General features: G+C 35.4%; 13 protein-coding genes. 8 read left to right on the top strand and 5 right to left on the bottom strand.

All coding sequences use genetic code 11. The features are described from left to right. Positions 1 to 43: 43 nt before the first annotated feature. Complete coding sequence (locus tag AC5YC8_RS07515) at positions 44 to 1348, bottom strand: D-alanyl-D-alanine carboxypeptidase PBP6B (protein WP_496116924.1); 1305 nt, start codon at positions 1346 to 1348, stop codon at positions 44 to 46. A gap of 179 nt (positions 1349 to 1527) precedes the next feature. Here AC5YC8_RS07515 and AC5YC8_RS07510 point away from each other — a divergent pair, with 179 nt between their 5' ends. Both AC5YC8_RS07510 and AC5YC8_RS07505 read left to right on the top strand, forming a co-directional pair. Continuing rightward, complete coding sequence (locus AC5YC8_RS07510; RefSeq protein WP_496164086.1) at positions 1528 to 3231, top strand: M61 family metallopeptidase; 1704 nt, start codon at positions 1528 to 1530, stop codon at positions 3229 to 3231. Positions 3232 to 3319: 88 nt separating this feature from the next. Continuing rightward, the gene (locus AC5YC8_RS07505; protein ID WP_496164085.1) at positions 3320 to 4543 is read left to right on the top strand and encodes a PDDEXK-like family protein; all 1224 of its coding nucleotides are present in this window, start codon (positions 3320 to 3322) and stop codon (positions 4541 to 4543) included. Between the two features lie 72 nt (positions 4544 to 4615). Here the strand turns inward: AC5YC8_RS07505 and AC5YC8_RS07500 are convergent, their stop codons facing one another. Continuing rightward, positions 4616 to 5404, bottom strand: a complete 789-nt coding sequence (locus AC5YC8_RS07500; RefSeq protein ID WP_496116927.1) for an rRNA large subunit pseudouridine synthase E — start codon at positions 5402 to 5404, stop codon at positions 4616 to 4618. 794 nt (positions 5405 to 6198) lie between these two features. Here AC5YC8_RS07500 and AC5YC8_RS07495 point away from each other — a divergent pair. The 5 genes from AC5YC8_RS07495 to AC5YC8_RS07475 all read left to right on the top strand — a co-directional run bounded on the left by AC5YC8_RS07495 (position 6199) and on the right by AC5YC8_RS07475 (position 10990). After that, entirely contained in the window at positions 6199 to 7215 is a 1017-nt protein-coding gene (locus AC5YC8_RS07495; protein WP_496164084.1) for an aspartate carbamoyltransferase catalytic subunit, read from the top strand. Between the two features lie 9 nt (positions 7216 to 7224). Continuing rightward, positions 7225 to 8460 (top strand): dihydroorotase, encoded by a 1236-nt coding sequence (locus AC5YC8_RS07490; RefSeq protein ID WP_496164083.1) that lies wholly within the window; start codon positions 7225 to 7227, stop codon positions 8458 to 8460. Between the two features lie 152 nt (positions 8461 to 8612). Next, entirely contained in the window at positions 8613 to 9374 is a 762-nt protein-coding gene (locus AC5YC8_RS07485) for a hypothetical protein (protein WP_496164082.1), read from the top strand. Between the two features lie 105 nt (positions 9375 to 9479). After that, positions 9480 to 10256, top strand: coding sequence for a Rossmann-like and DUF2520 domain-containing protein (locus AC5YC8_RS07480; protein ID WP_496164081.1), 777 nt, complete (start codon positions 9480 to 9482; stop codon positions 10254 to 10256). A 44-nt stretch (positions 10257 to 10300) separates the two neighbouring features. Then, a complete protein-coding gene (locus tag AC5YC8_RS07475; protein WP_496164080.1) occupies positions 10301 to 10990 on the top strand; it encodes a class I SAM-dependent methyltransferase in 690 nt (229 codons plus the stop codon). A 66-nt stretch (positions 10991 to 11056) separates the two neighbouring features. On the opposite strand, the gene trmB is transcribed toward AC5YC8_RS07475, so the two are convergent. Continuing rightward, positions 11057 to 11773, bottom strand: coding sequence for a tRNA (guanosine(46)-N7)-methyltransferase TrmB (trmB, locus tag AC5YC8_RS07470; protein ID WP_496116933.1), 717 nt, complete (start codon positions 11771 to 11773; stop codon positions 11057 to 11059). Positions 11774 to 11911: 138 nt separating this feature from the next. Continuing rightward, on the bottom strand, positions 11912 to 13351 hold the full coding sequence (locus AC5YC8_RS07465; protein WP_496164079.1) for a SulP family inorganic anion transporter: 1440 nt from the start codon (positions 13349 to 13351) through the stop codon (positions 11912 to 11914). Positions 13352 to 13570: 219 nt separating this feature from the next. On the opposite strand from AC5YC8_RS07465, the gene AC5YC8_RS07460 reads away from it, so the two are divergent. Then, a complete protein-coding gene (locus tag AC5YC8_RS07460; protein WP_496116935.1) occupies positions 13571 to 14182 on the top strand; it encodes a glutathione binding-like protein in 612 nt (203 codons plus the stop codon). 84 nt (positions 14183 to 14266) lie between these two features. Here AC5YC8_RS07460 and AC5YC8_RS07455 read toward each other — a convergent pair whose 3' ends face one another. Further along, positions 14267 to 15052 carry a thiazole synthase gene (locus AC5YC8_RS07455; RefSeq protein ID WP_496116936.1) on the bottom strand — a complete coding sequence of 262 codons (786 nt, stop codon included), beginning with the start codon at positions 15050 to 15052 and terminating at the stop codon, positions 14267 to 14269. Between the last annotated feature and the right edge of the window lie 4 nt (positions 15053 to 15056).

The following is a 15056-nucleotide window of genomic DNA, read 5'->3' as shown; positions in this document are numbered from 1 at the left end:
AGTTACTTGAGTTTTTTTTATCTTCTTATAGCAATTTTAGAAATTAGCTTTGAAGAGGGTAAATTTTTAACTTGTCTGTATTGCTAGAAAATAGATTAGAAAACCACATTATCACTCGTTGAAAAATATTTGCTTCTTCAACTTGAACATCTTGGTCTAAATGAAGGGTATTGATAAGCACGTTATTTTGATAAACCTGAATGGTTGCAAGTTGCATTACTTTTGCAATAGGTGCAATCATTTCATTAGGTTTTACCTGAACGTCATAACGTGTATTAGTTTGTGTAAGTGGATTAATTTGTTGAAGTGTACCATTTCCAGTATTTAACATGATGCGCTGATTTACTTTGTCGTAAGTTGCTAAATCGATTGCATAGTTCTGGTCATATAGCGAAACTGTTGCATATTTGGGTTCGCTTGCAGTGACTTTAAACATTTTTAAAGTCGATTTAACGACAGGGATATCTGCAATAGTTTGTTTTTCTTTTACCACAACTTCATTACGTGTGTAGGCATAAGCTAAATTCAGCAGAGTTTGCGCTACTTCAGCACGTTTAACTGCACTTTTTGCACCCATTACGACCACAATTAAGCGACGATCTGGGGTATTTAAATCTTCCGTTGGGCGGTGTGCTGTTAATGTGAGGTTATAGCCTGCTGCACGGGTAAAACCTGTTTTTAAGCCATCGACACTTGGATCTGTTTTTAATGCTAGGTTTGTTGCATGGTGAAAGCGTTGGTTGTAGCTAAAACTAGGCATGATTGAATAATGTAAATATTCAGGCGTTTGTTTTGTAACAGCTTGACCTAAAAGTGCCATATCGTGTGCAGATGAAAAGTGATCATCCATCGTGATACCCGCAGGATTTGAAAAATGTGTGTCTTTCATTCCTAATGCTTGAGCTTCTTTATTCATACGCTGAACAAAGGCAGGCACTGAGCCTGAAATACGTTCTGCAAGCGTAACAGCTGCATCATTTGCAGACATGACAATTAAACCTGCAAGTAACTGATCGACTGAAATGGTTTCAGTAGGCTTGAGGTACATTTGAGATTCATCCCACTGCACTGTATTGACTACAGGTGTAGCAGTAATAATTTCATTTTTAGATAAACGACCTGCTTCAATTTCTTTAAATGCAATATAAGCGACCATCATTTTAGTCATAGAGGCGGGCGCTCTTTGCACATGGCTGTTATGTTCTGCAATCACTTGACCCGATTGAGGGTCTAGAATAGTCCAAGCTTCAGCTTCCACACTTTGTGGAACGATATTTAAGAGGGCAGCTTGGGTTAAAGTTGAACACAATAAACTCAATATTGTGAGTACATAAATAACAGCTTTCAATGAAAATCCTTAGTCAAGTCAGGCCGAGACTGTAGTAGCGCAAAAGAGGGTAAATGCTATGCCTTTTTTTTCAAGCTGACTAGTCAAAAATGCAGACATTTAAGACAGTTCAGCACTGTATTTAAAAAAAATGATAAGCTAGAACTAAGTTTTGTAAAATATATTTTGAATTGCCTATTATGCTGCATTATCAAATCGAATTTGACGATTACCGTCAACATCTTGTACACGTAACACTTCGCTTTTTGGCAGATCCTACGCAAGTTTTGAGCTTGCCAACTTGGATTCCAGGTAGTTATTTAATTCGTGAGTTTTCTAAGCATATCGAATCTGTAAAAGCATCGGATGAAGATGGTCGTCTTTTAAAAATTAGTAAATTTGAAAAGAACAAATGGCGTTTGTTTAATACAGATCATGAGCTGATTACGGTTGAATATGATGTATATGCCTATGACTTATCTGTACGTGGCGCGTATATAGATCAAAATCGTTTATACATTAATCCTGCATGTGCTTGTATTGGCTTGGTTGGGCAGGAAGATAAACCTGTAGAAATTGAAGTGTTCTTACCGCCAGAGTTAAAACATTTCCAATTGGCAACGGGTTTAGAATCTAAAAGCTTAGTAAAAGGTCGTTATACCTTAAAAGCGAAAAACTATGCAGAGTTAATTGATTCACCATTTGAGTTGGCAGATCAAACACGTTTTGCTTTTGAAGCGAATGGCATTGCACATGAGTTTGTGGTTTCAGGTCAGCACAAAATGAATGCTGAACGTATGAAACAAGATATTGAAAAAATCTGTGCGACAGAAATTTCAATGTTTGGTTCTGCGCCATTTAAAAACTATACCTTTATGACGATGGCAACTGCTAACAGTTATGGCGGTTTAGAGCATCCGAATAGTACAAGCTTAATTAGCCCACGTGATGATTTACCAAAAGCCAATGAGCCTGTAGAACCATCTGAAAATTACCAACGCTTTTTAGGTTTATGCAGCCATGAATATTTCCATTCTTGGTTGGTGAAATTTATCCGTCCTGAAAACTTTGTAAATTATGATTTAAACCGTGAAGGCTATACGTCTTTATTGTGGATTTTTGAAGGTTTCACTTCGTATTATGATGATTTAATTTTGCTTCGTAGCGGTGTAATTAACCAAGATTCATACATTAAATTGTTAAAAGCACAAATTGATCGTTATTTACAAAACCCAGGTCGTGGAATTCAAACGGTTGCAGAAAGTAGTTTTGATGCTTGGGTAAAATTCTACCGTCAAGATGAAAACTCGAATAATGCAGGCACGAGCTATTACAACAAAGGTTGTTTGGTTGCGTTGTGTTTAGATTTGGGCTTGCGTTTACGTGGTTCTAGCTTAGATGCCTTAATGCGTAAGTTGTATGAAAATGCACAAAATGGTATTCAAGTACATGAAGGTACAATTTATGAATTGTGCGAAGCGCTTACAGGTGATGATTGGTCTGAACAAATTAATCACTTGATTAATACCACAGATGAATTGCCTTTAGATCAGTTATTCCCTGAATTTGGTGTTTCTTATACCTTAAAAAATGGCAAGACTTTGCCATTTGGTTTGAAACTTGCCGATAAGCCTGAAGGTGTTGTGGTTCAGTCTGCACGCCGTGATGGTGTTGGTGCTAAAGCAGGTCTTTCTGCTCAAGATGTGATTATTGCCATTGATGGTTTAAAAGCGTCTGTAAAATTACTTGAGCAATATGCGAAAGAGGAAGGCGTGTTTACTGTTTATGCGTTCCGCCGTGATGAGTTAATGCAGTTTGAAGTGAATGCTTCGGGTTCTGTTTTAGCGGAAGTTGAGCTGAAAGTTGAAGATGCTGTAAAAGCTGAGAAATGGTTTAAAGCTTAATTGCTTATAATGGAAAGATCATGTAAAACCCATACTTAGGTATGGGTTTTTTATTGCCTAAAATTTATTATTTATTTGAAGGTCTTTTATGGCTATTGACGTTGAAAAGTTATTAAAGAAGTTAATTCTTGATGATGATTTTTCGTATTTATTGAGTATGACAAACAAAGAAATTAATTTAATGGATATCTTGAGGGTATCGCATAAAGAACTTCAGCATTCTAATTTTTTAGCATGGTTAATGTCACCGAATGAGTCTCATAATTTAGGTGATTTCACTTTTAAAGAGTTTATTAAAATTTATTTTAAAGAAAATGAATTTGAGAGCTTAGGGGTAGATACAGGTTTATCTGTCTTTGATTATATAAATTTTGATTTTGATGATTTAGTAATAAAACGAGAATATAAAAATATTGATCTTATTTTTTTATCAGAAAAAAATAGGTTTTGTATGGTTGTTGAAAATAAAATTAACTCAACGGAAAGTAGAGGGCAACTAAAAAAATATAGAGACTTTGTTGAAAAAGAATTTTCTAATTACAAACATCGAATATATTTATCACTTAAAGAGCAGAGCTTAAGTGGTGATGATAGTGATTATTATGTCCCAATTACATATAACCACATTATTAAATTATTAAATACACTCTTGACTACACAGCAGGTATCTCTTTCGGAACAAACAAGATTTGTTCTTCAACAATATTTACAGACATTAAAATCTATGCTTAATCAGAATGAAGAAATTGAAATTTTAACTAAAGAGCTTTATAAAAAATATAAGGCTGCTTTTGATCTTGTTTTTAAGTATTGCGCAACTTCAGAGTCCGAGGAGCTAAGTAGTTTTTTACAAGAGTTAATAGAAAGCGAAAGCAGTATAGTTTCTTTTCAAAGTTCGAAAGGTTATGTACGTTTTAAACCAAAATTTATATATGAAAAGATTGAAGTATTAAAGGAGAAAGGAATCTTTCCAAAAAATGAAGATATAGATGATGATTGGATATATTTATTTGAATTTAATATTAGGAATAATTGTATTAATTTTGATTTAAAGATAGGTGATGGGGACTCAGATATCAGATCAAAAATTTTAGGGATATATCAAAAGAACTCTCAATTTTTTAATAAAGTGAATAAGAAATTTTCTTTGAAATGGCATTTATCATTTCAGAAAGAAATTTTACGTAGAGAAGAGTTTGAGAGGTTTATAGAAACTGGCAATATAGAAGAAACTAAAATTATAATAACTAAGCGTTTCCGAGAGCTTATGGTAAAAATTAAAGAATATGAACAAATTATTTTAACAGATTAAGTTAATTTTATGGGCTAGTTATAAATTAAACCCCTCAATTGAGGGGTTTAATTTATAACAAATTTCTAAATCTTAACGACCATTACGTCCGCGACCACGTGGCGCTTTCGTATTTGGTCGAGTAGTCCCATTGGTTCTACGTTTCGGCTTCTCGCTATCATCCATCTGCCAAATACGCTTCGTACCAGACTTTTTGACAGAACCATCTTTATTCTTACGAACCATCGGCTTACCACCAGTACCACCTGGTTTTTTCACATAAGAACGTGAACGGTACGGTTCTTCCGCTGGAACATTTTGAAAGTCAGGATATAAAAGCGGTTCAATCTCTTTAATTTCACCTGGCTTCAATTGCATTTGCACTAAATCGATTTGACCAATTTTAGTACGAATTAAACGCAAAGTAGGGAAACCAACAGCAGAAGTCATACGACGAACTTGACGGTTACGACCTTCACAAATAGAAATTTCAACCCAAGACGTTGGTACAGACGCACGGAAACGAACAGGAGGAGTACGCTCCCACAACCATTCAGGCTCTTCAACTTTTTCCGCACGTGCAGGCAAAGTCATACCATCTTTAAGTTCTACGCCTTTACGAAGTTGCTCAAGCGCTTCTTCAGTTACATCACCTTCAACCTGAACTAAGTAAGTTTTAAACTTCTTGTTTTCAGGGTTAGTAATATATTGGTTTAAACCACCGTGATCGGTTAAAAAGACTAAACCTTCAGAGTCCATATCTAAACGACCAGCCAAACGAAGTGTTGGATCGTTTACAAAGTCCGCCATAGTTTGATGTTTTTCATCGGCACGAAATTGTGAGAGAACGTCATAAGGTTTGTTTAAAATGACGATTTTCATAAAAATGCTTCTTTAATAAAGATAAATACTGAAATGCTTAAGATTTATTCGATGGAGAAATATCATGATTTCTCATTAAATCTTAAAAAAACGAAAATTAGATGACACTATTATGCTTTAAGATCGCTCGAAAGTATTGTAAATCGCCAATTTTTTTTCAAAGTTCTTTGTTTTACAGCTTTAAAGCCACGAATTTACAAATAAAGAGGTTTAATTTGAAAAGTAATTTTCATCTTAGTTAGCTTTTATTGTTATTTCTTGTGTGAACTATGACACTGTAAGGACTGTCTTATTTGAAATGTGATTAGTGAGAGTTTAAGACGCGAAAGAGAAAGCTTGTTGAGCCTGTGCTAAAAGATAAAAGGATGAGAATGAGTAAATAACATAAATATTCAAAAAGTCCATTTCTGGGATTGTTTAGAAAATAGTGGTGAATCAAATATAATGATAAAACAAGAAGGGTTGAAATAATGAAAGACATGAGATAATTCACTCAAACGTATATTAGAATTAAAACATATTTATCATTTTTTATATTTGATAAAAGTCACAATTAGAAAATGTAATTTGTAGTAAAAAGATTAAATTGTTTATGGTGTTTGGTTTTGTTGGAATTCATCTTTAAAATTCATAACTTAGCATTTTGATAAAACTATGTAATTGAAATTATTATTGGATATTTAATTTTTAATTGTAAATCTTTGCATGTATTTGTTCATTTGTTGCGAGCTTAGACTGCAACTTCCTTAGGAATGTCTGTATAATATGTTGACTTAGCATATAAGGAATCCACCATGCATTTGGCGGCACTGCATACTCCGAGCCAGATTCAGCTCAACCAAAACGGAAACCTAAAGCATTTTTTGACCATTGAAGGTCTATCTAAAGAAACTCTCACAAAAATATTGGACACAGCACAGTCCTTTTTTAATGACCAAAATCAGCTAATTACCAACAACCTTTTAGAAGGTCGTACGGTAATGAACCTCTTCTTTGAAAACTCAACACGTACACGCACTACATTTGAAGCAGCGGCAAAACGTCTTTCTGCAAATGTTTTGAATATTGATATTGCACGCTCAAGCACATCTAAAGGTGAAACATTACGTGACACGCTTTGGAACTTAGAAGCAATGGCAACAGATATTTTTGTTGTACGTCATTCGTCTTCAGGTGCAGCACACTTTATTGCAAAAGATGTTTGTCCAAATGTGGCAATCATTAATGCGGGTGATGGGCGTCATGCACATCCGACTCAAGCAATGTTAGACATGCTCACGATTCGCCGTGAAACCAAGAAAAATTTTGAAGATATGAGTGTTGCCATTATTGGTGATATTAAGCATTCACGTGTAGCACGTTCAGATGTTGCAGCATTACAAACATTGGGCTGTAAAGATATTCGTGTGATTGCGCCAAATACCTTACTTCCACATGGTTTTAATGACTATAGCGAAGGTATTCGCTTATTCAATAAAATGGAAGATGGTGTTAAAGATTGTGATGTGATCATTACTTTGCGTATTCAAAATGAACGTATCGATTCACCTGCATTATCTTCACAAGCCGAATTCTACAAAATGTATGGCTTAAACAAAGAGCGTTTGGCTTTGGCAAAACCTGATTGCATCGTGATGCATCCGGGTCCTATGAACCGTGGTGTGGAAATTGACTCAAGCATTGCTGATGGTTCTCAATCGGTTATTTTGCATCAAGTAACAAATGGTATTGCTGTTCGTATGGCGGTATTGGCACTTGCAATGCAAGGTCAACTTGAAGATCAGGGTTTGTTAGAAGCGATTGCAGGTTAAGGGAAAGTCATGAGTATTGTAAAAATTGAAAATGTACGTGTCTTAGACCCAATTGCTAAAACCGACAGCGTGCAAACGGTATATGTTGAAAATGGTAAATTGGTTGCTGCAACAACTGATATTGCTGAAACGGTAGATGGTCAAGGTAAATGGTTAATGCCAACTATGGTCGATTTGTGCGCGCGTTTACGTGAGCCCGGTCAGCAACAACATGGTACGTTAAAATCTGAAGGTAAAGCCGCACGTGAAAATGGCGTATTGCATGTATTTACGCCACCAGATTCGCAACCCATCGTACAAGATAATGGCGCGCTTATTCATGGCTTAGTTGAAAAAGCGATGTTAGATGGCGGTATTTATCTTCAAGTGATTGGTGCACAAACTCAAGGCTTACTTGGCAAGCAACCTGCCAATATGGCAGGTTTGAAAAAGGGGGGATGTACAGCCGTTTCAAATGCGTATGCAACTTTTGAAAATGATGATGTTGTACTTCGGACTTTAGAATATGCAGCAGGCTTAGATATGACTGTGGTGTTCTATGCAGAAGAACATCAAATTGCTAAAGATGGTTGTGTACACGAAGGCTTTATTGCGTCTCGTCAAGGTTTACCAATGATTCCAACATTGGCAGAGACAGTTGCGATTGCAAAATATCTGTTAATGATCGAAGCGACTGGTGTTCAAGCTCACTTTGGCTTGTTGTCTTGTGGTGCTTCTGTTGAACTGATTCGTGCTGCTAAAGAAAAAGGCTTAAATATCACATGTGATGTTGCAATGCATCAATTGCACTTAACCGATCAATTGATTGATGGTTTTAACTCGCTTGCACATGTACGTCCACCATTACGCTCTGAACAAGATAAAGAATTACTCCGTCAAGGTGTAAAATCTGGTGTAATTGATGCGATTTGTACGCACCATGAGCCTTTATCGAGTTCTGCGAAAATGGCACCATTTGCTGAAACTTTAGCAGGCTTTACGGCTTTTGATACGTACATACCATTAGGTGTTCAACTTATTAATGAAGGTTTATTAGAACCTTTAGAGTGGGTTGAAAAAGTAACAGTTGCACCAGCAAAAGTTGCCAATATGTATGATCGTTGGGTGGCGGAGTCTGGTTTGGTGTTAATAGATCCTGAACTTGAGTGGACATTAACGAAAGATTCAATGATCTCTCAAGGCAAGAACACGCCGTTAATTCAGCAAACTGTAAAAGCAAAAGCAATGAGAACTTTTTCAGCTTAATTGTGTTTGATGATATGTGGTAAAGAGTAAAAGTCAGCTTCGGCTGGCTTTTTTGTTACACAAATATATAAATAAAGGAAATTAAAATATTTTACTTAGAATAAAAAATAACCTATAAGTACAAGTAATTACATAAAAATCGTGGGGGCGAGATGTCTTTAAATATAATTAATTTGTTAAAAATGCATGTAACGCCTATTGTACTTGCAGATGAAAATGAAGATTTATTATTTAAAAAACAAGCACTCACAGATTTCTATACAATTTTATTAACGGCTATCAATTCTAAGCCAGAGTTATTTGAGCAATTACACAACCAAATTGAGCCAGATATAACTGAAATTTTTGATAATAACGCTAATATTACACAGCAAATTTTAAATTACATTAGTGGGGAGGCATCCACACGAGATGTGAATAGGTTATTAAATGCATCATTGGCGCCATCTTTAAATTTATTGGTTAGTGAGGCGGGTTCAAGTGATGTGCAAGTCATTGAACATTTGGTGAAAGGGCAAATGCCAGTGTTATTGAATGCCTTGCCACATTGGTCAGTCGATTTACTAGAAATGGCGGGAATTCAGTATTCGATTACAGAAATAAGAGAAGAGCTAAAACAGCCTGAAAAATTAAACTCTCGTTCTAAGCACAAGAAAAAATCATTTCCAATGCATTATGTTGTTATAGTTATATTAATTATTTTGGTATTCATGATTGTAAGAGCATTCATAAAACATGAATCAGAAAATAAAAAAACGGATCATATTGATGCAGCAGTTTCAGAGGTGATACCTACAACATCCAATTCTGTTGAGCAAGTAAATTCTAAGCCTTTAGTAAATAATCCTTTACCTAAAATTGAGCAAGCCGTTCAGCCTGTTTCAAGTGCTGAAAGAATGGATGAAACGCAATAAAATGTTCCATAGATTTATTTAAAAATCGATTATGTATTAAAAGGACGAATTGATTCGTCCTTTTTTTATTGGCATGCTGTAGCAAAGAAAAGTTGTGAATGAATCATGAAAATTAGTTTTATTGGTGCGGGGCGGGTTGCATATCATTTGGCAAAGGTCTTAAGCATTCATCATCAGATTGTTCAGGTTTATAGCCGTACTTTTGACAAAGCTGAAGGGCTTGCACAACAAGTAAAGGCTCAAGCCATTTCAAATTATGAAGATCTCGATCAAAACATAGATTTAATGATTATTGCGGTAAGTGATCAATCTATTGCAAAAGTTATAGAAAGCTTAAGCTTAAAGCTGAAAGATGTATGTATTGTGCATACATCGGGAAGTACGCACTTAAATGTATTAACGAAATTTCATGAAAAATCGGGAGTATTTTATCCGTTGCAAACCTTTAGTTTGGAACGTGAAATAGACTGGGAAAATACGCCTTTATTTATTGAGGCAACAAATATACAGGATTTGTCAAACTTACTTGATCTTGCAAATAGCCTAAGCAGTAGGGTTTATTCATATAATTCGGAACAGCGTTTAAGTCTGCATTTGGCTGCGGTATTTGCTTGTAACTTTAGTAACTATTGTTATGACATGGCAAAACAAATTGTAGATGCCAAACATGTAGATTTCAGCCTGCTATATCCTTTAATTCAAGAAACTGCGAATAAGGCTTTAGTGAATGATCCAAAAGATATGCAGACAGGACCAGCCATGCGTGGTGATGAAAATATTATTCGCATGCACAGCAATATGTTAATGCAAGATCAGCGAGAAGATTTAAAGTCTGTATATACGTTACTGAGTCAGCAAATTTTAGAACGTCATCAATCCTAAAAAATGTCAAATGAGCTTAGTATTAAGCTGAAAAGGAGGATGTTGTGGCAAAAGACTTTCAAAGTCTACATGTAGTAAACAGGTATGATGAGCATATTCGTCAACTTATACCTGGCTACGATTTGGCTCATCAACATATTCAAGCTTTATTAAAAGTTGATGTATTCAATGAATATGCAAGAGTTTTGATTGTTGGCTGTGGAACAGGTTATGAGCTTTCATATTTGCTACAACTTTTTCCAAAATGGACATTTGTCGTAACCGAATTATCAGAAACGATGCTGAGTAAAGCGAAACAAAATGTTCAGCAATATAATATTGATAACAGAGTAGAGTTTATTTTGGGTGACTTCGCTGTCAATGACTTTGCTGATCGATATAGTGATGCTAATTTTGATGTTGTGCTGACTATTTTAGTGAGTCATTTTGTAGAATATGAAACAAAGCCTAATTTTTTTAAAAATATTTATAAAGTCTTAAAACAAAATGGCATTTTTATTACGTTCGATTTAATGAAATTTAAATCTAAAAAAGAAGCTGAATTGTTAAAATGCATTTGTATGCAAAATGGACTGAGTGAAAAACAGGCTTCCACAATGCTCAGTCGTTTAGAAGATGATTTTTATCCTTTAAGTGAGAATGAAACTTTGAATTTATTTGAAAAAATAGGATTTTATGAAATCCAAAGGTTCATTCAAGTAACGTCTTATAAGGGCTTTATTACATTTAAATAAATTATTTTAAAAATTTGGCAAAGAAAAAGGGCTCTTGTTGAGCCCTTTAGTCTTAATGTTTAGATCTTAGTTAATCTTTTTGAAAAGGAAGTCATTAATTTTATGACCTTCTTCTAAACCACGACGTTCAAACTTAGTTTGTGGACGCCAATCTGGGCGAGGGTAGCTATTGCCTTTTCCTGCCATATTTTCAAGATTTGGACGGTTATCTAAAACATCTAACATCCATTCAGCATACGGTTCCCAGTCAGTTGCAGAGTGGAATGTACCACCCATTTCTAACTTCTGTTCTACCAATGGCATACGGTCATGTGACACGAAGCGACGTTTGAAATGACGCTTTTTCTGCCAAGGATCTGGGAAATATAATTGAATCGCATTAATGCTATTATCTGGCATTTCACGTAATACTTGAATTGCATCTGCATCAAGTAGGCGTAGGTTAGTTAAACCAGCCATACCCGCTTCATATACGCACTGTGCGATACCAGGTACATGTACTTCAATACCCACAAAGTTACGTTCAGGGTTGGCTTTTGCCATAAGAACCAAAGAGCGTCCCATACCAAAACCAATTTCCACTGTTAGTGGACGTTCAGGATGTTCAAACTGTTGGCGTAAATCACCAACTGGATATTCCAAAATTAGGTGAGCGTATTGTTCAAGCGCAGTACGTTGAGAAGTATTTAGTGGAGATGAACGACGCATGAAAGTGACAATTTCACGATGCTCGTTCAGGTTTTCCAGCTCTACAACTTGCTGGTCTAATTGATCGTTCGACATAATTTTGGCAATGTTAAAAACTACGAATGCGGTATTTTAAGTGCTGAGCCTCACAAGTCAAACTTTTATATGCCTTTATCTATAAATTGAACAAAAAATAAAAGAAAAGAGCCAAATAGGCTCTTTTCTTTTATTAATCTAATTATATTTATCTATAAGTGTGCTACTTGCTTCATTTAAGCCAATAATTTTCACTTCAATCTTTTTGTCATTAAATTTTTTTACAACACTATTAAACATTCTTACTGAGGTGACATCCCAAATATGAGCATGAGTAAGGTCAAGTTCAACAGTTTTAATGTTTTCTTTAAAGTCGAAAAATTGGAAAAATTTATCTGAACTACTAAAGAAAATTTGCCCAGAAACAATGTATTTTCGTTCATTGTTATGAAAGATAGATTCCACTTTTACTGAGCTTTCTAATTTATTAATAATAAATAGTGCAGAAAGTAAAACACCCACGCCTACGCCAAGAGCTAAATTATGTGTTGCAAGTACCACAATAATGACTGCAATCATCACGACATTAAAAGAAATAGGATGATTTTTAAATTGTTTTACAGAGTGCCATTGGAAAGTGGTGAAAGACACCATAATCATGATGGCAACCAGTGCAGCCATTGGAATATATGCGAGCCAATCTTTGAGAAAAACCACTAAGCACAGTAAAAATATACCCGCAATAAGTGTAGATAAACGTGTACGAGCGCCTGAGCTTACATTAATAATCGATTGGCCAATCATGGCACAACCTGCCATACCACCCATAAAGCCACTGACAATATTGGCAAAGCCTTGTCCGCGGCATTCTTTATGCTTATCACCTTCAGTTTGAGTAACCTCATCAACCACAGTTGTGGTCATCATTGTCTCAAGTAAACCCACTGTTGCTAAGGTGATTGAGTAAGGGAGAATGATGCTAAGTGTCTCAAAATTTAAAGGAATATTTGGAATTAAGAAAATTGGTAATGTATCTGGAAATGTACCTAAATCACTTACAGTTCGCATATCTGCACCTAAAAATAGTGCTAAACAGCTTAAAACAATAATGCAAATGAGCGGGGATGGAATAGTCTTGCCAATTTTAGGAATATAGGGAAATAGATAGATAATCGCTAAACCTAAGCCAACAAAAATATAGGCGGTACTATCCATTTTGTTTATTTCAGGAAGTTGTGCTGCAAAAATTAAAATTGCTAAGGCATTTAAAAAGCCAAAAATAACAGACTGTGAAACAAAGCGCATGAGCTTGGCAACTTTAAAATAGCCTGCAATAACCTGAATAATGCCTGTGAGTACTGTTGCAGCAAGTAAATATTGCAAGCCATGTTCTTTTACAAGAGTAATCATGAGCAAGGCAAGAGCACCTGTTGCTGCTGAAATCATGGCAGGGCGACCACCAAAAAATGCAATAGAAACAGCAATACAAAAAGATGCGTATAAACCCACTTGAGGGTCTACCCCTGCAATCGCAGAAAATGCAATTGATTCAGGAATTAAAGCTAAACCAACAACTAAACCTGCTAAAACATCGGTACGTATATTGGAAAACCATTCATCTTTTTTTAAGCTAATCACGTGCAATATTCAAAATATTTTAAAGCCGCCTATGTTAAAGCAACTTTGTTAAAAAAAGTACGTATATTCGACTTGATTAATTCATCTAATTGAACAATATTGAAAGTGTAAGTGTGAATTTTACAGTTACGAATTTTCTAAAAATAAGTAGGTTTCTTTACTTGAAAGTTTGACCGAAGCAATTTAAAACAGAGTATAGATATATAAAAGGGATCAAGTATGAAGCTATATTATTCACCAGGTGCATGTTCACTTGCATCTCATATTATTTTAAATGAAATTAATGTCGATTTTGATTTAGAACGTGTCAATGTTAAAACACATATCACAGAAAAAGGCACAGATTATTACAGCATCAACCCAAAAGGCTATGTACCTGCATTGGAAATTAATCCGGGTTTAATTTTAACGGAAAATGTCGCAATTCTTCCTTTCCTAGCTCAACATGATCCTAAACAAGATTTAATTCCTCCATCGGGCTTAGGACGTGCCAAAGTTTTAGAATGGTTAGGTTACTTAAATTCAGAATTACATGATGCTTATGCTGTATTTTTTGGTGCAACTTTAGATGCCGAAGCAAAAGAAAAGGCTTATGCAGAAATTGATCGCTTATTGAAATATATAGATGATGCAATTGAAAAGTCCGACCATGATTATTTGGTAGATGATAATTTTGGCCCTGCCGATGCATATTTATTTGTCATTACAAATTGGTCTAAATTAATTCAACATGATTTAACACCGTACAAAAATGTTCTAGCTCTACGTGAGAAAGTATTTGCACGTCAATCTGTACAAATTGCTATGCGAGATGAAGGTTTAATTCCTTAATGTGTATGCAATAAAAAAGGACTCTTTATGAGTCCTTTTTTATTGGGTATTCATTTAAATATTCAAATGAATGATTTGAATAAGTTACTTAAAGAAATAACCTGTTTCAGGTGAGCTTGCATTTGCCATGCGCTTACGTGGCATACGACCTGCTAAGAAAGCTTCTCGACCTGCTTCTACGGCTTTTTTCATTGCAGAAGCCATTAAAATAGGGTTTTGTGCAGCAGCAATAGCCGTATTCATGAGTACACCATCACAACCAAGTTCCATGGCAATAGCTGCATCACTTGCTGTACCAACGCCTGCATCTACAAGTACAGGAACTTTTGCATTTTCTTTGATAATAGAAATAGTATGTGGGTTTAAAATACCTAAGCCAGAACCAATTAAACTACCCAATGGCATAATTGCAACACAGCCCATGCTCTCAAGTTCTTGAGCAACAATTGGGTCATCCGATGTGTACACCATAATTTCAAAGCCATCGTCAATTAACGTACGCGCAGCTTTTAATGTTTCGGTGATATTGGGATAAAGTGTTTTTTCATCGCCTAAAACTTCAAGTTTCACAAGGTTGTGACCATCTAACAATTCACGTGCAAGCATGCAGGTGCGAATTGCGCTATTTGCATCGAAACAGCCTGCTGTATTTGGAAGAATTGTATATTTTTCAGGAGGTACAACAGAAAGTAAATTTGGTTGATCTGGATGTTGACCAATATTCACGCGTCGAATTGCAACAGTCACAATTTCTGCACCACTTGCTTGAATGGCAAGATCGGTTTCATTTAAATCTTTATATTTACCTGTCCCTACAAGCAGGCGAGATTGAAATGTACGTGAACCAATTATAAGGGGGGTGTCTTCCATGGGA

It is taken from the genome of Acinetobacter sp. FY731 (genome assembly GCF_059515905.1).
Note: the sequence above shows the minus strand (reverse complement) of the source record. Positions and strands in the feature narration are given on the sequence as shown.